General features: G+C 56.5%; 17 protein-coding genes. 2 read left to right on the top strand and 15 right to left on the bottom strand.

The genetic code is table 11. The features are described 5' to 3' along the window. Window positions 1-73: 73 nt before the first annotated feature. Complete coding sequence (locus Q1W40_RS14560; protein ID WP_300713285.1) at window positions 74-895, top strand: pyruvate, water dikinase regulatory protein; 822 nt, start codon at window positions 74-76, stop codon at window positions 893-895. Between the two features lie 39 nt (window positions 896-934). Here Q1W40_RS14560 and glmM read toward each other — a convergent pair whose 3' ends face one another. The 4 genes from glmM to Q1W40_RS14540 all read right to left on the bottom strand — a co-directional run bounded on the left by glmM (window position 935) and on the right by Q1W40_RS14540 (window position 5,962). Then, window positions 935-2,266: a phosphoglucosamine mutase gene (gene glmM / locus Q1W40_RS14555; RefSeq protein WP_300713283.1), complete on the bottom strand. Its 1,332-nt coding sequence runs from the start codon at window positions 2,264-2,266 to the stop codon at window positions 935-937. Window positions 2,267-2,352: 86 nt separating this feature from the next. After that, the gene (gene folP, locus Q1W40_RS14550) at window positions 2,353-3,198 is read right to left on the bottom strand and encodes a dihydropteroate synthase (protein WP_300713317.1); all 846 of its coding nucleotides are present in this window, start codon (window positions 3,196-3,198) and stop codon (window positions 2,353-2,355) included. Window positions 3,199-3,278: 80 nt separating this feature from the next. Further along, entirely contained in the window at window positions 3,279-5,195 is a 1,917-nt protein-coding gene (gene ftsH / locus Q1W40_RS14545; RefSeq protein ID WP_300713281.1) for an ATP-dependent zinc metalloprotease FtsH, read from the bottom strand. 98 nt (window positions 5,196-5,293) lie between these two features. Next, window positions 5,294-5,962, bottom strand: coding sequence for an RlmE family RNA methyltransferase (locus tag Q1W40_RS14540; protein WP_300713279.1), 669 nt, complete (start codon window positions 5,960-5,962; stop codon window positions 5,294-5,296). Window positions 5,963-5,993: 31 nt separating this feature from the next. Between Q1W40_RS14540 and Q1W40_RS14535 the strand changes: the two genes are divergently transcribed. After that, on the top strand, window positions 5,994-6,467 hold the full coding sequence (locus Q1W40_RS14535) for a YhbY family RNA-binding protein (protein ID WP_300713277.1): 474 nt from the start codon (window positions 5,994-5,996) through the stop codon (window positions 6,465-6,467). An 84-nt stretch (window positions 6,468-6,551) separates the two neighbouring features. Here the strand turns inward: Q1W40_RS14535 and greA are convergent, their stop codons facing one another. The 11 genes from greA to bamA all read right to left on the bottom strand — a co-directional run bounded on the left by greA (window position 6,552) and on the right by bamA (window position 19,333). Then, window positions 6,552-7,028: a transcription elongation factor GreA gene (greA, locus tag Q1W40_RS14530; RefSeq protein ID WP_108322552.1), complete on the bottom strand. Its 477-nt coding sequence runs from the start codon at window positions 7,026-7,028 to the stop codon at window positions 6,552-6,554. Window positions 7,029-7,118: 90 nt separating this feature from the next. Next, the gene (gene carB, locus Q1W40_RS14525) at window positions 7,119-10,379 is read right to left on the bottom strand and encodes a carbamoyl-phosphate synthase large subunit (RefSeq protein WP_300713275.1); all 3,261 of its coding nucleotides are present in this window, start codon (window positions 10,377-10,379) and stop codon (window positions 7,119-7,121) included. A 1-nt stretch (window position 10,380) separates the two neighbouring features. Continuing rightward, entirely contained in the window at window positions 10,381-11,544 is a 1,164-nt protein-coding gene (gene carA / locus Q1W40_RS14520) for a glutamine-hydrolyzing carbamoyl-phosphate synthase small subunit (RefSeq protein ID WP_300713273.1), read from the bottom strand. A 206-nt stretch (window positions 11,545-11,750) separates the two neighbouring features. Further along, window positions 11,751-12,518: an RNA methyltransferase gene (locus Q1W40_RS14515; protein ID WP_300713271.1), complete on the bottom strand. Its 768-nt coding sequence runs from the start codon at window positions 12,516-12,518 to the stop codon at window positions 11,751-11,753. Then, window positions 12,515-13,132: a ribonuclease HII gene (gene rnhB, locus Q1W40_RS14510; RefSeq protein WP_300713269.1), complete on the bottom strand. Its 618-nt coding sequence runs from the start codon at window positions 13,130-13,132 to the stop codon at window positions 12,515-12,517. Before rnhB ends, Q1W40_RS14515 begins: the two co-directional genes overlap by 4 nt. Continuing rightward, on the bottom strand, window positions 13,104-14,279 hold the full coding sequence (lpxB, locus tag Q1W40_RS14505) for a lipid-A-disaccharide synthase (protein WP_300713267.1): 1,176 nt from the start codon (window positions 14,277-14,279) through the stop codon (window positions 13,104-13,106). The genes rnhB and lpxB overlap by 29 nt, the downstream gene beginning before the upstream one ends. Window positions 14,280-14,285: 6 nt before the next feature. After that, window positions 14,286-15,080, bottom strand: coding sequence for an acyl-ACP--UDP-N-acetylglucosamine O-acyltransferase (gene lpxA / locus Q1W40_RS14500; RefSeq protein WP_108322548.1), 795 nt, complete (start codon window positions 15,078-15,080; stop codon window positions 14,286-14,288). Between the two features lie 5 nt (window positions 15,081-15,085). Then, entirely contained in the window at window positions 15,086-15,532 is a 447-nt protein-coding gene (gene fabZ / locus Q1W40_RS14495; protein WP_108322547.1) for a 3-hydroxyacyl-ACP dehydratase FabZ, read from the bottom strand. A gap of 2 nt (window positions 15,533-15,534) precedes the next feature. Next, window positions 15,535-16,521 (bottom strand): UDP-3-O-(3-hydroxymyristoyl)glucosamine N-acyltransferase, encoded by a 987-nt coding sequence (lpxD, locus tag Q1W40_RS14490; RefSeq protein WP_300713315.1) that lies wholly within the window; start codon window positions 16,519-16,521, stop codon window positions 15,535-15,537. A gap of 23 nt (window positions 16,522-16,544) precedes the next feature. After that, window positions 16,545-17,063: an OmpH family outer membrane protein gene (locus tag Q1W40_RS14485; RefSeq protein WP_300713262.1), complete on the bottom strand. Its 519-nt coding sequence runs from the start codon at window positions 17,061-17,063 to the stop codon at window positions 16,545-16,547. After that, complete coding sequence (gene bamA / locus Q1W40_RS14480) at window positions 17,063-19,333, bottom strand: outer membrane protein assembly factor BamA (RefSeq protein WP_300713313.1); 2,271 nt, start codon at window positions 19,331-19,333, stop codon at window positions 17,063-17,065. The genes Q1W40_RS14485 and bamA overlap by 1 nt, the downstream gene beginning before the upstream one ends. Between the last annotated feature and the right edge of the window lie 155 nt (window positions 19,334-19,488).

The following is a 19,488-nucleotide window of genomic DNA, read 5'->3' as shown; positions in this document are numbered from 1 at the left end:
CTGAGGGCCATGGATAATCGCTTCATTTTAGGGGCTTGTCCGCCCCTGCCCTTTGAAATATTTTCTGATCAACATGTCCAAACGCACCGTTTTTTTTGTCTCCGATGGCACCGGCATCACTGCTGAAACTTTTGGAAATGCCATCCTGGCCCAGTTCGACATGAAAACTAGGCATGTTCGTCTGCCCTTCACCGATACCATCGACAAAGCGCATCAGGCGGTACGCCAGATCAACCACACGGCAGAAACCGAAGGCAATAAACCCATTGTGTTCACGACCTTGGTCAACATGGATGTGCTCAAAGTACTCCAAGAACATTGCCAAGGCATGCTCTTGGATATGTTTGGCACTTTTGTGAACCCTTTGGAAAACGAACTGGGCATCAAATCCCACCACCGTGTTGGACGGTTTTCAGATGTGAGCAAAAGCAAGGAATACCACGACCGGATCGAAGCGATCAACTTCTCGCTGGCCCATGACGACGGGCAATCGAACCGGGATTTGGAGTCGGCTGAAGTGATCCTGGTCGGTGTCAGCCGCAGCGGAAAAACCCCCACCAGCCTTTATCTGGCCATGCAGCATGGCCTGAAGGCGGCCAACTACCCCTTGATTCCCGAAGACTTTGAGCGCCGGCAACTGCCACCAGCCCTGGTGCCGCACCGCAAAAAGATTTTTGGCCTGAGCATTCAACCAGAACGCCTGGCCGAAATTCGCTCAGAACGCCGCCCCAACTCACGCTATGCGAGCCTTGAAAACTGCCGCATGGAAGTCTCCGAAGCCGAGGCCATGATGCGCCGCTCGGGCATTCGCTGGCTGTCCACCACGACCAAGTCGATCGAGGAAATCGCCACCACCATCTTGCAGGAAATCCGCCCCGAACGGCTCATTTATTAAGCCACCGATGCCACAAGTGGGCATGACTGGCTGGGCCAATCACTGGGCCAGTGTGGCCGCGATGCGCTCCGCACACTGACGCGCCTGAACAGGATCACGCGCTTCCACCATCACGCGCACCAAAGGCTCTGTACCACTGGCACGGATCAAGACCCGCCCGGCGTCACCCAACTCGGTTTCCGCTGACTTGGTGGCATCCCATAAAGGCCGATGGCCTTGCCAGTCAAAACCCGGCTGCAGGCGCACATTGATCAAGGTTTGCGGAAACAGATCAATACCGTGCAGCAGCTGCGCCATGGTCTGCCCACTGCCCACACAGGCCTGCAAGACCTGCAAGGCGCTGACCAAGCCATCGCCCGTGGTGTGCTTGTCCAGGGCGAGCAAATGGCCCGAACCTTCACCGCCGAGCAACCAGCCTTTGTCATGCAAGACCTCGAGCACGTAGCGATCACCCACCTTGGCCCGCACGAACTGAACGCCCTTCTTTTTGAGAGCCACTTCGACCGCCATATTGGTCATCAAGGTGCCCACGGCCCCCGGCACGGCTTCATCGCGTGCCAAGCGATCGGCCACCATCAAATACAACAACTCATCACCATTGAACAAGCGGCCCGAGGCATCCACCAGTTGCAATCGATCGGCATCACCGTCCAAGGCCACACCGTAATCGGCCTGATGGTCCTTGACCAGTTGAACCAAGGCTTCAGGATGGGTGGCTCCCACGCCCTTGTTGATGTTCAGACCGTCTGGAGAACATCCCATTGAAATGACCTCAGCGCCCAGTTCGTGAAACACCTTGGGGGCGATTTGGTAGGCGGCGCCGTGTGCGGCATCGACCACGATCTTCAAACCCTTGAGGGTCAGATCGTTGGAGAAAGTGCTCTTGCAAAACTCGATGTATCGGCCAGCCGCGTCGTCCAAACGACGTGTTTTGCCCAATGCGGCCGAATCCACCCACACCGGCTCATCCAACAACGCGGCTTCAACAGCCTCTTCCCAAGCGTCGGACAACTTGGTGCCCTGGGCGCTGAAAAACTTGATGCCGTTGTCAGCAAACGGGTTGTGGCTGGCGCTGATGACCACACCCAAGGATGCCCTTTGGGCACGGGTCAAATAGGCGACGGCAGGCGTAGGAACGGGGCCCAGCAAAACCACATCCACACCCGCAGAATTGAAGCCGGACTCCAACGCACTCTCGAGCATGTAGCCCGAAATGCGTGTGTCCTTGCCAATCAACACGATCGGGTGGGCTTCTTGAGCCTTGAGCACCCGCCCCACCGCATGCGCCAGACGCAAAATGAAGTCTGGGGTGATGGGCTTTTGCCCTACCGTGCCGCGAATGCCATCTGTGCCGAAATATTGCCGAGCCATGTCAACAGTCCTGAAATTTGTAATCAATCGCAGATTTTATGTCCGACAAGCATACTCAAAACGTCAATGTTCGCCACTGCACACCATCAAGCATTTTCTTGCATGGCACGCCAGACTTTGAGTGCATCCACAGTGTCTTTCACGTCGTGAACACGCACCACAGCAGCACCCCGCTCTACCGCCAGCAAAGCGGCTGCAACGCTGGCTGTTTGCCGTTGTGAAGGTTCTGGCGGCTGGCCCTCTTGCGCGAGTACCGCACCCAAGGAGGACTTGCGCGACCACCCCGCCAAAACCGGCCGCCCCAGGCGCTGCAGATCAGTCTGCCGCGCAAGCAAACGGAAATTTTGCGCCACCGTTTTGCCAAAACCGATGCCAGGATCCAGAACCACCCGCTGCGCATGCACGCCCAATGCCTGAAGGCTCTGGAGTCGCTGCGCAAGGAACTTTGTGACCACTTCAAGAACATCCCCTTCCATCGTGTGCAATTGCATGCTTTGGGGTTCGCGGTGCATGTGCATCAAGCACACGCCACAGCGGGGATGCGCGGCCACAACAGCCTCGGCGCCGGGTTGACGCAATGCCCAGATGTCGTTGACGATGTCCACGCCCAAATCCAGCACGGCTTGCATCACCTCTGGCTTGTAGGTGTCTACAGAAATTGGCACCTGCCAACGAACCAGCTCTTTCAAAACAGGCGTCAAACGTGCCAACTCTTCCTCGGCCGGTACCACGTCGGCACCGGGACGTGTGGACTCACCGCCCACGTCCAGAATGGCGGCGCCGTCTTTCAGCAATTGCTCGGCATGTTCCAGTGCAGCCCGCGTGTCCTTGTAACGGCCACCATCAGAAAAAGAATCTGGCGTCGCATTCACAATGCCCATCACCCATGGACGGGACAAATCCAGATCAAAACGTGTGGTTTGCCAGCACATGTCCATGAAAAATTCCTTGATTCATTGCTCACCATGCAAAACGGGGCACAAGGCCCCGTTCGCATGCTGTATGTTTTGCGTCAAACAGCTGTGGTCGCAGGTTCAGCTTGAACCGCTGGTGTACCGCCTGCAGAGCCACCGCCCGAAGGCGGGTTGCGAGGCGTCCAGTCCTTGGGCGGCATCGGATCACGACCGGCCATGATGTCGTCAAGCTGCTCTTTGTCGATGGTTTCCCATTCGAGCAAGGCCTTGGCCATGGCATGCATCTGCGCGCTGTGCTCTTCAATCAAGCGGCGAGCCAGTTTGTACTGCGCATCGATGATGCTGCGCACTTCGGCATCCACCTTTTGCATGGTGGATTCGCTCATGTTGGTGGTCTTGGTCACCGAGCGGCCCAAAAACACTTCGCCTTCGTTTTCAGCATAGACCATGGGACCCAGCGCATCGGTCATGCCGTAGCGCATCACCATGTCACGGGCAATCGACGTGGCACGCTCAAAGTCATTGCTGGCGCCAGTCGTCATCTGGTTCATGAAAACTTCTTCGGCAATGCGGCCACCGAACAACATGCTGATCTGGTTCAGCATGAATTCCTTGTCGTAGCTGTAACGGTCTTGCTCGGGCAAGCTCATGGTCACGCCCAAGGCACGGCCACGGGGGATGATGGTGACCTTGTGCACAGGATCACACTTTGGCAACAACTTGCCAATCAAGGCGTGACCGGCTTCGTGGTAGGCCGTGTTGCGGCGCTCGTGTTCGGGCATCACCATGCTCTTGCGCTCTGGGCCCATCAGGATTTTGTCCTTGGCCTTTTCAAAGTCCTGCATTTCAACGACACGTGCGTTACGCCGTGCTGCCATCAAGGCCGCTTCGTTGCACAGGTTGGCCAGATCAGCGCCGCTCATGCCGGGCGTGCCGCGGGCGATCACACCGGCATTCACATCCTGGCCGATGGGCACCTTGCGCATGTGCACATTCAGAATCTGCTCACGACCGCGGATATCGGGCAGCGTCACGTACACCTGACGGTCAAAACGACCTGGACGCAGCAAAGCGGCATCCAGGATGTCGGGGCGGTTGGTGGCAGCCACCACGATCACACCCAGATTGGTTTCAAAACCGTCCATCTCGACCAGCATCTGGTTGAGGGTTTGCTCACGCTCATCGTTGCCACCGCCCAAACCGGCGCCACGCTGGCGACCGACCGCATCGATTTCATCAATGAAGATGATGCAAGGCGCATTCTTTTTGGCGTTTTCGAACATGTCTCTGACGCGGGCTGCGCCTACGCCCACAAACATTTCAACGAAATCAGAACCGGAAATGCTGAAGAATGGCACTTTAGCTTCACCAGCAATGCCCTTGGCCAGCAAAGTCTTGCCCGTGCCGGGCGGACCGACCAGCAACAATCCACGAGGAATGCGGCCACCGAGCTTTTGAAACTTTTGGGGGTCTTTCAGAAAGTCCACGACCTCCTTGACTTCTTCCTTGGCCTCGTCGCAACCGGCCACATCCGCGAAAGTGACCTGGTTGTTGTTTTCATCGAGCATGCGGGCTTTGGACTTGCCAAAGCTGAAAGCTCCACCTTTACCGCCGCCTTGCATCTGGCGCATGAAATACACCCAGACACCGATCAGCAACAACATGGGACCCCAGCTGACGAGCAAGCTCATGAGCAAAGAGCCTTCTTCACGAGGCTTGACATCAAATTTGACGCCGCTGTTGATGAGGTCACCCACAAGACCGCGGTCCAAGTAGGTGGCAGTCGTCTTGATGCGTCGATCGTCGTTGGTGGTCGCAAGGATTTCTGTCCCGCCAGGACCTTCTTGAATGGTCGCGGTCTTGATGCGGTTACCGCGCACTTCTTCCAGAAAGTCCGAATACCCGACGGCATTCGCGCCCGCAACGCCACGGCCGTCAAACTGTTTGAACACAGTAAACAGCACCATGGCAATCACCATCCAAACGGCAATCTTGGAAAACCAGGGGTTATTCAAGCGAGGCTCCAATTAAAAAAAGTACTGTTGTCATTTTAGGCCTGTGCACTGACGTTTCCTTGCGCCAGACGGTGTTTTGCCCCTGTAAAACACGGGAATTACTCTGCACGAGGTGCGATCAGGCCGATACCAACCAAAAAAGTCTCAGATGACTTGTCACGCGATGACTTGGGTTTGATCGGCTTGACCACTTTGAAGGTGGCTTTGAACAGCTTGACCAACTGGCTGTAGCCACTGCCATGGAAGAGTTTGACCACCAGCGCCCCTTGAGGCTTGAGGTGATTTTGTGAAAAGTCCAAAGCCAATTCAATCAAATGGGCGATGCGGGCTGCATCGGTGGAATCGATACCCGACAAATTAGGGGCCATATCGGATACAACCACATCGGCATGACGACCAGCCATGGCCGTCTCCAGCTGCGCCAGAACCTCTTCCTCTCGAAAATCTCCTTGAATGAACTGCACGCCTTCAATCGGGTCCATCGGCAATAAATCCAGCGCCACAATCGTGCCATTGAGCTCGCCAACTGCAGCGCCATCGGGCGACATGCGACGTCGAAGGTACTGACTCCAAGCCCCCGGGGCAGAACCGAGATCCACAACCAGATGCCCCGGACGGATCAAGCCCATGGTCTCATCGATCTCTTTGAGTTTGTAAGCCGCACGCGCCCGATAGCCCTCTTTATGGGCCAACTTCACATACGGATCGTTGACATGGTCATTTAACCAAGCTTTATTGACCTTTTTACTTTGTGTTTTTACTTTCATTCCTGTCCGTCCTTGCGAGGATAATAGCGCTATGCCTCAAATTCAACTCACTCCAGCAGAGCGTAAGGTTTACCGCGCAGATGCACACCACCTTGATCCCGTCGTCATGATCGGCGGCGATGGCCTGTCGGCCGCCGTGATCAAGGAAACCGAAGCGGCGCTCAATGCCCATGGCCTGATCAAGATCCGGGTTCTGGGCGACGATCGCGCTGCCCGCGAAGCCATGTTCATACAGTTGGCAGATCAACTCAATGCGGCCCCCATCCAACACATCGGCAAACTGCTGATCCTGTGGAGACCTCAACCCGAGAAAGCCAAGGAATTTGATGAAGATCGCAAAGCGGGTCCGCGTGACTTCAAAATCCTGAAATACAGCAAGCGCGGTGGCCAACGTCCGGAAGTCAAAACCCTGCGCGTTTTGGGCAACCAGCGCCTGACCGCTGGCGGACAGATCAAACGCGCCAAGCCCAAGCAAAAGTCGGTCAAAAAAGGCCGCCTGGACTGATTGAACTGCAGACAAGCCACCAGGCTTGCCTGAAACCCTCAAGCCTGATTCTGCCTCTGCAGACCCAGGCTTTTTTCATGGCCATCAGATGTAGGAAACACCTACGATCTCGTAACGGCGCACCCCGCCTGGGGCCTGCACTTCGGCCACATCGCCCTCTTCTTTGCCGATCAAGGCACGCGCAATTGGGCTGCTGATGTTGATCAGACCGAGCTTCAAATCGGCCTCATCCTCACCAACAATCTGGTAAGTCACGGCATCGCCCGTACTTTCGTCTTCCAGCTCTACGGTTGTGCCAAAAACCACACGGCCACCAGCATCCACTGTCGCAGGATCAATGATCTGTGCAGCCGACAACTTCCCTTCGATTTCTTGAATTCGACCTTCAATGAAACCTTGCCGGTCTTTAGCAGCATCGTATTCGGCGTTTTCGCTCAAGTCGCCTTGCGCACGTGCCTCAGCAATCGCCTGAATCACGGCAGGACGGTCCGAGGTTTTCAAGCGGTGCAGCTCCTCTTTGAGCTTCTCGGCGCCGCGTTTGGTGATTGGGATGGTCGACATAAGGGGTTCTCCAAAAGCAAACCGCCGAGAGTTGTCTCTCGGCGGTGGTATTTGCCATTATGCCCTGCGATGATTTGCAGGGCTTGGGCATCAAGCCGTCAATCGGGCATGCATTTCCTGAACAGATATCACGTCCAGCTGGTCCATGTACTTCATGCCTTCCACAGCCGCTTCCGCACCTGCGATGGTTGTGAAGGTGGTGACGCGGTTAAGCAAAGCAGAGGTGCGGATGTGGCGTGAATCGGCGATCGCATTGCGGCGTTCTTCGACCGTGTTGATGACCAGCACCACTTCATTGTTCTTGATCATGTCCACGATGTGGGGGCGACCTTCGGTCACCTTGTTCACCGTGGCACAGGCCACGCCAGCGGCATTGATCGCCACCGCCGTGCCTTTGGTCGCGATCAATTCAAAGCCTTGGGCCACCAATTGGCGAGCTACTTCAATGGCGCGGGGCTTGTCGTTGTTTTTGACCGAAATGAACACCTTGCCCGAAGGCGTGCCGTCGGCTTTGGAAGGACGCGGCAACTTGGTACCTGCACCCATTTGGCTTTTCACAAACGCTTCACCAAAGGTCTTGCCCACGCCCATGACTTCGCCGGTCGACTTCATCTCTGGGCCGAGAATGGTGTCCACGCCCGGGAACTTCACGAACGGGAACACCGCCTCTTTCACGCTGAAATAAGGGGGCGTGACTTCTTTCGTGATGCCTTGCGATGCCAAGGTCTGGCCCGCCATGCAACGCGCAGCGACCTTGGCCAGCTGGATGCCTGTAGCTTTGGACACATAAGGCACCGTGCGTGAAGCGCGGGGGTTCACTTCGAGCACATAGATGACGTCTTTGCCGTCCACATGTTGAATCGCGAACTGCACGTTCATCAAACCCACCACATTCAATGCACCGGCCATGGCGGCCGATTGGCGCTTAAGCTCGGTCACTGTTTCGGCCGACAGCGAGTAAGGCGGCAAGGAGCAAGCGGAGTCTCCGCTGTGCACGCCGGCTTGCTCGATGTGTTCCATCACGCCACCGATGAAGGTTTTGCCTTCGGGGTCGCGCAGGCAGTCCACATCGCATTCGATCGCGTCGTTCAGGAAGCGGTCCAGCAACACAGGTGAGTCGTGCGACACCTTGACCGCTTCGCGCATGTAGCGCTCCAGATCGCGTTGCTCGTGCACAATTTCCATGGCGCGGCCACCCAGCACATAGCTGGGGCGCACCACCAAGGGGTAGCCCAGGGCAGCGGCTTTTTCTAGCGCTTCTGGCTCGGTGCGAGCCGTGGCGTTGGGGGGTTGGCGCAGACCGAGGTCTTGCAGCAATTTCTGGAAACGCTCGCGGTCTTCGGCTGCGTCGATCATGTCAGGGCTGGTGCCGATGATGGGCACACCAGCGGCCTCGAGGTCCAGGGCCAACTTCAAAGGCGTTTGACCGCCGTATTGAACGATGACGCCTGTCGGCTTTTCCTTGTCGACAATTTCCAGCACATCTTCCAAAGTGACCGGCTCAAAATACAAGCGGTCCGAGGTGTCGTAATCGGTCGACACGGTCTCAGGGTTGCAGTTGACCATGATGGTTTCGTAACCGTCTTCGCGCATGGCCAAGGCAGCATGCACGCAGCAGTAATCGAACTCAATACCTTGACCAATGCGGTTCGGACCACCACCCAAGACCATGATTTTTTTGTTGGTCGTGGGTTCGGCTTCACATTCACCGTCTCCGTTGCCTTCATAGCAGGAGTACATGTAGGCGGTGTCGGTGGAGAACTCGGCCGCACAGGTGTCCACGCGTTTGTACACGGGACGAATATTCAGGGCATGGCGGCGCGCGCGCACCACGTGCTCGGTCGTTTTGAGCAACTTGGCCAAGCGACGATCCGAGAAGCCTTTTTTCTTGAGCGCACGCAGTTCGTCGGCGGTGATCGCCTCCAGCGTTGTGGTTTCCAGTTCCAGCTCGATCTTCACGATCTCTTCGATCTGCACCAAAAACCAGGGGTCGATCTTGGTCAAGGCAAACACCTCGTCCACGCTCAAGCCCATGGCGAAAGCATCGCCCACATACCAAATGCGCTCGGGGCCGGGCTCGCCCAGTTCCTTCTCGAGCACTTCGCGGTCTTGGGTTTTCTCGTTCATGCCATCCACGCCGACTTCCAGGCCGCGCAGGGCTTTCTGGAACGACTCCTGGAAGGTGCGACCCATGGCCATCACTTCGCCCACCGACTTCATCTGGGTGGTCAGGCGGCTGTCGGCTGTCGGGAATTTTTCAAACGCAAAACGCGGGATCTTGGTGACCACATAGTCGATCGAGGGCTCGAACGATGCTGGCGTGGCACCACCGGTGATTTCGTTGCGCAGCTCATCGAGCGTGTAACCCACAGCCAGCTTGGCCGCGACTTTGGCAATCGGAAAACCCGTGGCTTTGGAGGCCAATGCCGACGAACGCGACACACGTGGGTTCATCTCGATGACCACCATGCGGCCGTCTTTGGGGTTGATGGAGAACTGAACGTTCGAGCCACCCGTGTCCACGCCGATCTCGCGTAGCACCGCCAATGAGGCGTTGCGCAAGACTTGGTACTCCTTGTCCGTCAGGGTTTGCGCAGGAGCCACGGTGATCGAGTCGCCGGTGTGCACACCCATGGGGTCCAGGTTTTCGATCGAGCAGATGATGATGCAGTTGTCCGCCTTGTCGCGCACCACTTCCATCTCGTACTCTTTCCAGCCGAGCAGCGACTCTTCGATCAGCAGCTCGTTGGTGGGCGAGGCTTCCAGGCCGCGCTTGCAGATGGTCTCGAACTCTTCCGGGTTGTAGGCGATGCCGCCACCGGTGCCGCCCAGCGTGAAACTGGGGCGGATGACGCTGGGGAAACCCAGCGTCTTTTGCACACTCCACGCCTCTTCCATGCTGTGGGCAATGCCCGAGCGCGCAGAGCCCAGACCGATCTTGGTCATGGCATCTTTGAACTTCAGGCGGTCTTCGGCTTTGTCGATGGCCTCGGGCGTCGCGCCAATCAGCTCAACCTTGTACTTTTCCAGCACGCCGTTGTGCCACAGGTCCAAAGCGCAATTGAGCGCAGTTTGGCCACCCATGGTGGGCAAGATGGCATCGGGACGCTCTTTGGCAATGATCTTCTCGACCGTCTGCCATGTGATGGGCTCGATGTAAGTGACGTCTGCCGTAGCCGGGTCGGTCATGATCGTCGCAGGATTGCTGTTGATCAGGATGACTTTGTAGCCCTCTTCGCGCAAAGCTTTGCAAGCCTGCACGCCAGAGTAATCGAACTCGCAAGCCTGACCAATGATGATCGGGCCCGCGCCAATGATGAGGATGCTTTTGAGGTCGGTGCGCTTTGGCATGTTATTTCGCCTCCATCAGTTTGATGAAGCGGTCAAAAAGGTAAGCAATGTCGTGTGGGCCGGGCGAGGCCTCCGGGTGTCCCTGGAAGCAGAACGCGGGCTTGTCGGTGCGGGCCAAGCCCTGCAAGGTGCCGTCAAACAAAGACACGTGGGTGGCACGCAAGTTGGCAGGCAATGTTTTTTCATCCACCGCAAAACCGTGGTTCTGGCTGGTGATGGACACGCGACCTGAGTCGAGGTCTTTCACGGGGTGGTTGGCCCCGTGGTGGCCAAACTTCATCTTGAAGGTTTTTGCACCACTGGCCAAAGCCATGATTTGGTGACCCAGGCAAATACCGAAAGTAGGAATGCCGGTTTCGATCAACTCTGCAGCGGCGGCGATCGCGTAGTCGCAAGGCTGTGGATCGCCAGGGCCGTTGGACAAGAAAATGCCGTCAGGGTTGTGCTTGAGCACCTCAGCAGCCGGTGTCTTGGCAGGCACCACGGTGACTTTGCAGCCGCGCTCGGCCAACATGCGCAAGATGTTTTTCTTCACGCCGAAGTCATAGGCGACCACATGGAACTTAGGTGCGGTCAAGTTGCCGTAGCCTTCGCCCAAAGTCCACTCGGTTTGTGTCCACTCATACGACTTGGACACGGTGACTTTTTGCGCCAAATCGAGGCCGGCCATGTTAGGTGCGCCTTTGGCAGCAGCCACCGCTTGGTCGATCACCGCTTGTGTGACTTCCTGGCCTTTGGCCAAGCCCACGATCGCGCCGTTTTGCGCGCCCTTGGTACGCAAGATGCGGGTCAGTTGACGGGTGTCGATGTTGGCAATGGCGACCGTACCGGCATCGGCCAAATAAGCCGAGAGGGTTTGATTGGAGCGGAAATTGCTCGCGATCAAGGGCAGATCTTTGATGATCAAGCCAGCAGCATGGACTTGGTCGGCTTCGATGTCTTCCGTGTTGACGCCATAGTTACCGATGTGCGGGTACGTCAAGGTGACGATCTGCTGGCAGTAGCTGGGGTCGGTGAGGATTTCCTGGTAGCCGGTGAGCGAGGTGTTGAACACCACTTCGCCGACTGTGGAGCCGGTGGCTCCAATCGAGTTGCCGATAAAGACCGTGCCGTCTGCGAGCGCCAAGATGGCGGGCGGGAAGGTTCCCTGAAGAGACAAAAGCACTGGGTTCTCCGGAATAGTTCGGGTACGCCTCAGCGCTCATCAGAGATGCGATCTCTTTTTGGCTGCTTGTTCGAGGAATGGGCCTGGGATGGACTGTGGCGTACAGGTTGATGCGGGAAAGCCTCTCATTATAGCCGAGGACCACCGCAAAAACCCTGACAAGCAGCCACAAGGCAAGCCTGACGGGCAGCACAAAGATTTCAATTTCAGGACGTGGCGCTGGCGTGCAAGCAAATCGCAGCAGCCGTGGCCACGTTGAGCGATTCTTCACCGCCAGGCTGCGCAATGCGCACCTTCTGCCGGGCTTTGGCCAGCAAGGCTTCGGAAACGCCCTGCCCTTCATGCCCCATGAGCCAGGCACACTGCGGCTGCAGACGGCCATTTTTCAAGAGCTCGTGCAAATAATCGCCCTCATGCGAGCTGGTCGTCAGGATCGGCACTGTCAAAGCCGCCACATCCTCGTGCGTGGCGGATTCCACCAGATGCAGTCCGAAATGCGCCCCCATGCCTGCACGCAGCACTTTGGGCGACCACAATGCAGCGGTGCCTTTGATGGCCAGGACCTGCCGGTAACCAAATGCCGAGGCGCACCGCAGGATGGCCCCCACATTCCCGGCATCTTGCAAGCGGTCCAGGATCACTGTGGAAGCGTCCGGCAACACTTGGGCCTGGTCTGACCAAGGCACCACAAAGCCCATGCGGGCGGGTGACTCCAGGCCGCTCAAACTGGCAAACAAAGCATCCGGCATGACGATCAACTGGTCGCTGTGCGGCGCCCATTCGGTGCCTTGCTCTTCCCAGAAAGACTCCGTCAACACCATCTGCAAAGGCCGCACACCACGCTGCACGGCAGCGCGGCACAAGTGATCACCCTCCAGCCAGAATTGCCCGGCCTTGCGGTAAGCCGAGCTGTCTTGCGACAAACGGCGTATGGACTTGACCAAGGGGTTGTCACGCGAGGTGATCAGATTCATCGAACACTCCTGGCCACCGGGGCAAAAGTCAGTCTGTGGCATTCGGCGGGGCCATGGGCTTGCAACGCCGCCAGATGGACGGCCGTGCCATAGCCCTTGTGTTGGTCAAAGCCGTATTGCGGGTAATCGGCATGCATTTGCTCGCAAAGCCGATCACGGTGCACTTTGGCCAAAATGGATGCCGCCGAGATGGCGGGCACCAAGGCATCGCCTTGAACAATCGCTTCTGCGCGGATGTCGATGGGGGGCAGCCGGTTGCCGTCCACCAGAACTTTCACGGGCTTGAGGCGCAGACCTTCCACCGCCCGCTTCATGGCCAGCATGGTGGCTTGCAGGATGTTGATCTCGTCAATCTCCTGGACTGTGGCTTCGGCGATCGAAAAGCACAAGGCCTTGGCTTTGATTTCATCGAACAATTTTTCTCTGCGCTTGGCACTGAGCTTTTTCGAGTCATTGAGACCGGCGATCGGATGCAAGTCATCCAGAATCACGGCAGCAGCCACGACGGGCCCCGCCAAAGGACCACGGCCAGCCTCGTCCACACCAGCCATCAGACCAGGAACGTCAAAATTCAATGGCGCTTGCTCAAGCACCCAGGAATTTTTCGAGCGCATGGGTCGCCAAATATGAGGTATCGCGCTGCAAGGTCTGGTGCAGCAGCTTGAAACGGGTTTGCAACGCTTCCACACGGTCAGCTTGCGCAAGCCATTCGAGTGTGGCCTTTGCCAGGGATTCAGGCGTGCATTGATCTTGGATGAACTCAGGCACCACAAAATCCTGACACAAGATATTGGGCAAGCCTACCCAGGGCTGCAACTGCTTGCGCTTCATGATCTGCCAGCTGAGCCAATTCATGTGGTAACCAATGACCATGGGGCGCTTGAACAAAGCAGCCTCCAGCGTGGCGGTGCCACTGGCGATCAAGGTCACATCACAGGCCGCCAAAGCCTGATGCGATTGACCCTTGAGAACATGCAGTCCGCTCAAACCGCCTTGCGCATTGACCAGGCTTTGAACCGCCGCTTGCAAGCTCGGGATCGCAGGCAACACGAACTGCAGACGGGGCTGCGTCTTTTGCATGATTTGTGCAGCCTGAATGAAACGCGGCACCAAGTGCTCGATCTCGGATTGGCGACTGCCGGGCAACAAGGCGACCACCGGACGATCCTGATCCAGACCCAAGCTTTGGCGTGCGGCAGCACGGTCTGGCGTCATGGGAATGGTTTGCGCCAGAGGATGCCCCACATAAGTGGCATCAATGCCAGCGCGTGCCAGCAACTCGGGTTCAAATGGAAAAATGCACAACATGTGGTCCACACTGCGCCGGATCTTTTCAATGCGCTCGGGTCGCCACGCCCAGATGGAGGGGCACACAAAGTGCACCGTGGGAATGCCTGCAGCTTTGAGATGGGCTTCCAGATCCAGATTGAAATCAGGGGCATCCACCCCGATGAACACGTCGGGCGGGGATGCCAACAGGCGCTGCTTGAGTTGTTCACGAATGGCCACAATCCCACGGTAGTGGCGCAGCACTTCGACATAGCCCCGGACCGCCAGGCGTTCGTGAGGCCACCAGGCATCAAAGCCCAAGGCAGCCATATGTGGGCCACCAATCCCAAAGCCCTGCGCCTGAGGCCACCGTTGTCGCAAACCTTGAATCAGCAGACCCGCCAGCAAATCGCCCGAAGCTTCACCGGCGACCATGCCAAAGGACAAGGCCCCCGAAGGGGCCTGCTGTGCATGAGCGACCAGATCAACCATAAAGGATCAACGCACGATGCCACGTTGAGGTGATGCGGTCGACAGGAAATCCATCATCATCTTCACGTCGTCTGCCGCCTCAGGGGTCTTCTCGGTCAAACCGGCAATGCGTGCCATGGCATCGGCCAAAGACAAGCCATCGCGGTAAAGCGCCTTGTGCATGGCTTTGACCGCACTGATGCGCTCAGGTGTGAACCCACGGCGGCGCAAGCCTTCAAAGTTCATCGAACGCGCTTGGGCAGGTTGCCCTTGCGCCATGACAAAAGGCGGTAGATCCGCGAACAGCAAGGAGTTCATGGCCGTGAAGCTGTGCGCACCGATGCGGCAAAACTGGTGGACCACCGTGAAGCCGCCCAGAATGACCCAATCATCGACCACCACATGGCCTGCCAATTGCGTGTTGTTGGCAAAGATGGTGTGGTTGCCGACCATGCAGTCATGTGCCAGATGCACATACGCCATGATCCAATTGTCATTGCCCACCGACGTCACGGCGCGGTCACCAGGCGAGCCGATGTTGAAGGTGCAAAACTCGCGGATCGTGTTGCGGTCTCCAATGACCAGCTCACATGGCTCGTTGTTGTATTTCTTGTCCTGTGGCACGGCGCCCAATGAGCTGAACTGGAAAATCCGGTTGTCACGGCCGATCGTGGTGTGGCCTTCGATCACACAGTGGCTGGCCACCGTCGTGCCCGCGCCCATGCGCACATGTGGACCGATCACGGTGTAAGGTCCGACAGTCACCGAGCTGTCAAGCTCAGCGCCAGGGCTGATGATGGCCGTTGGATGGATCTTGCTCATGGTGTTCAGGCCTGAGGGATTTTCCGCATGGTGCACATCAACTCGGCTTCTGTGGCGATCTCGTCACCCACCTTGGCGCGCGCCTTGAATTTGAAGATACCGGCCTTCATGCGGTCCAACTCCACTTCCAAAATCAGTTGATCACCGGGTTCCACAGGACGCTTGAAGCGGGCGCCATCGATGCCGGCGAAGTAGTACACCGTCTGGTCATCAGGCGTCTCTCCCAAAGTATCAAAAGCCAGCAAGGCTGCAGCTTGTGCCAAGGCTTCGAGCATCAGCACGCCCGGCATCACGGGACGATGCGGAAAGTGCCCCTGGAAGTGCGGCTCGTTGATGGAGACATTCTTGAGGGCCTTGATGCGCACACCTTTTTCGAGTTCCAGTACACGATCGACCAGCAAGATGGGATAGCGGTGTGGCAACTGTTTGAGAATTTGGTGAATGTCCATCATGATCAATTTTCCTTGTTATCTTGAATACGGGTCTCGATCGCTTTGATGCGATCACGCAATCGGGACAATTGTTTGAGGCTGGCGGCGTTTCTTTCCCAATTGGCATTGGTATCCAGCGGAAACATGCCCGTGTATTGCCCTGGCTGAGCAATCGAGCGCGTGACCACAGAGGCGGCAGAAATGTGCACATGGTCGGCCACCGTCAAATGACCCAACACAATCGCACCACCGCCCACGGTGCAGTGCGCACCAATGTGGGCGCTGCCAGCCACCCCGACACAACCGGCCATGGCCGTGTGTTTGCCAATGTGAACGTTGTGGCCAATCTGAATCAGGTTGTCGAGCTTGACGCCATCTTCGATGACCGTGTCGTCCAATGCCCCGCGATCAATGCAGGTGTTGGCGCCAATTTCCACATCATCGCCAATGCGCACTGCGCCCAGTTGCTCAATTTTTTCCCACTGCCCTTTGTGCAGTGCGAAGCCAAAACCATCCGCACCGATGACCACGCCAGCATGAACAATGCAGCGATCGCCGATGCGGCAGTCCTCACCCAGCGTGACACGTGACTTGAGCACAGACCCCGAGCCAACCCGAGCACCACGCTCGACCACACACAAAGGCCCAATCACAGCATCAGCCGCGACCGAGGCATCAGGATCGATGACGGCACTGGGGTGAATGCGCGGTCCACGGGAAGGGTGCTGTGCGCTCTTCCACAAACGGGTCAAGCGTGCGAAATAAAGGTAGGGATCATCGGTGACGATGGCGGCTTGGCGATCTGCCACCATCGCCTCGAACGCGGGGGCCACAATGACGCAGCCAGCCAAACTGTTGGCCAGCTGGTTTTGATAACGGGGATGGCTCAGAAAGCTGATGTGATCGGCACGCGCCGTTTGCAAAGGTGCTAGGCCGGCGATCTGCAATTCGGCTGACCCCAACAAGCGGCCACCGAGTGCTTCAACGATTGATCCAAGCTTCAATGCCACCATTTCCGACAGGTCAGAACCTGTTATTTGCCAGCAGAGGCGTTGAGTGCCTTGATCACTTTTTCAGTGATGTCGTGCTTGGGGTTGATGTACACGGCTTCCTGGAAGACCACATCGTATTTTTCGGATTCAGCCACTTGCTTGACCGCACGGTTGGCGCGCTCGACCACGACTTGCTGCTCTTCATTTTTGCGAGCATTCAGATCTTCCTGGAACTCACGGCGTTTGCGCTGAAATTCGCGGTCTTGTTCAATCAGCTGTTTTTGACGAGCGGTGCGCTGCGATTCGGCCAAAGTGGGCGCTTCGCGCTCAAACTTCTCCGAAGCTTGTTTCAAGGCGTTGCCCGCATCCACCAACTCTTTCTCGCGGCGCGAGAACTCTTGCTCAAGCTTGGCTTGTGCCTGTTTGGCTGTTGCAGCCTCGCGGAAGATCCGCTCGGTATTCACAAAGCCCAGCTTGAACTCCTGAGCTTGAGCCATGGTAGAAAAAGCGGCGACACCAGCAATCATTGCAAGTGTGAAATGTTGACGAAGCGTTTTCATTAGAAAGAAGTTCCGATTTGGAATTGAAGTTTTTGAATTCTATCGTCAGTCTGTTGACGGACAGGCACAGCATATGAAAAGCGCAATGGGCCCATGGGCGAGATCCAGCTCAAACCGATACCTGCAGATGCCCTGAGCGCACTGAATGAAACATTTTCTGCGTCCTTGAAAGCGTAACCAGCGTCCATGAAGCCGAACATGCGCAATGTTTTATCGTTACCGGCCCCAGGAAATGGCGTGATGAACTCAGCATTGAAGACCATCTTTTTAGCACCGCCAAGATAGACGCCATCAGACTTTGGGCCAAGGGTTGATTGTTCAAAACCACGCACACTGCCCAAGCCACCCACATAGAAGTTTTTGAACAACGGGTACTCCTGACCCTTCAGACCTTGACCCCAACCCAAGTCGGTATTGAAAGCAAAGGTGTATTTTTTACTCAAAGGGATGTATTGCTGGAATTTATAGTTGGATCTGGCGTAGCGCACATCACCGGCAACACTCACATCCGCAGTGAAGCTTTGAAGAGATCCTCTCGTCGGCACCAAAGCACTGTCACGGCCGTCTCGCGCCCAGCCCAACGTCAAAGGTAAGGCTGTGCTGGTTGAACCGAATTTAGCCGCATAGTCTTTATAGGCTGTGGGCAAACCTGTGCCAGCAACAATTTGCGTCTGCTCGAAATTAGCGCCGACGAAAACGCGATCAGTCTCGGTTACAGGTACGCCAAAGCGCAAGCCAATGCCAGAGTTCACCAGGCTGTAGGCATTCAAATCACCCAAATAAGGCCGTGTGGTCCGATGAAACAAATCAATCGAGCGTGAAATACCGTTCTGAGTGAAATACGGGTCGGTTGTGCTCACCACGTAATTGCGGTTGTATTTGCTGGTATTGACCTGCACAGCGAGGTAATTGCCCGACCCAAATGCGTTCTCTTGCTGGATACCGAAAGTCAGGGCCACTTTTTCTGTGGAGGAAAAACCAGCGCCCAAAGACACGCTGCCGGTGGGCTTTTCAGCGACGGTGAACAGCAAATCCACCTGATCTGGAGATCCTGCAATTTCCTGGGTATCCACGTTCACATCGGTGAAATACCCCAAACGGTTCACCCGATCGCGCGACAGATTGATCTTGTCGCCGTCATACCAAGCTGCCTCCAACTGACGGAACTCTCGGCGGATGACTTCATCACGGGTTCGGTTATTGCCAGCCAACAAGATGCGTCGGACATAAGCTCGGCGCGATGGCTCCGCCACCAACACGAACTGCACCCTGTTGTTCTGACGGTCGATGATGGGCTTGGCCTCTACGCGGGCAAAAGCAAAGCCGAATTTGCCGAAATACTCCGTGAATGCCTTGGTGGTTTCAGCCACTGTTTCAGCGTTGTAGGGCTCACCCGAGGCGATCTTCACGAGTGGCTTGAATTCAGACTCCTTGTCCAAATAGTTGCCCTCCAGCTTGACCCCCGAGACCACGAAGCGCTCACCTTCATGGATGTTGATGGTGATGGTCATTTTTTGTTTGTCTGGTGACATGGCCACTTGGGTGGAGTCGATGCGGAACTCCAAGAATCCTCGTGCCAAATAGTAGGAGCGCAAAGCCTCCAGATCACCGTTGAGCTTGGTGCGGGAATACCGATCCGACTTGGTGTACCAGCTCATCCAACCGCCGGTATCCAAATTGAATTGATCGCGCAAGGTGTCTGTTGAAAAAGTCTTGTTCCCGACGATCTCAATGTTGGCAATCTTGGCTGGACCGCCCTCGGTGATGGTGAAAGACAAGTTGACGCGGTTTCGGTCAATCGGCGTGGCGGTGGTGACCACTTCAGCACCATAGAGACTGCGGCTGATGTACTGGCGCTTGAGCTCTTGCTCAGCCTTGTCTGCCAAGGCTTTATCGTAAGGCCGCCCTTCTGCCAGGCCCACCTCCTTGAGTGCCTTGTGCAGAACATCCTTGTCAAACTCTTTCAAGCCAATGAATTCCACCGCAGCCACAGAAGGACGCTCTTCCACGACGACGACCAATACATCGCCCTGCGTCTCAAGGCGAACGTCTTTGAAAAGGCCCAAGGCAAACAAGGCACGAATGCCTGACGCGCCTTTGTCATCGGTGTATTGGTCACCAACACGAAATGGCAAAGACGCAAAGACCGTTCCAGGCTCAATCCGCTGCAGTCCTTCTACGCGAATATCCCGAACTGTAAAAGGGTCGACGGCCCAGGCAGGCGAACAAACGACAGCAGACACCAGCAAACCCAATGCAGTCGGGTTCATGCGCGATGGAAGAAAAGAAAAATTCATGGATGATCCATTGAAAATGGGAATGCAGAACTCAGGGCGGGCAAGCTTGCAACAAGGCTACAAAGATCATATCTCAGACATCTGCACACCCAAGACAAGAAGAGGCGCTATCGGGGTAAAAGACTGTT

The organism is Limnohabitans sp. (genome assembly GCF_030158565.1).
Classification (GTDB): domain Bacteria; phylum Pseudomonadota; class Gammaproteobacteria; order Burkholderiales; family Burkholderiaceae_C; genus Limnohabitans_A.
This window is presented reverse-complemented; position numbering and strand designations above follow the sequence as displayed.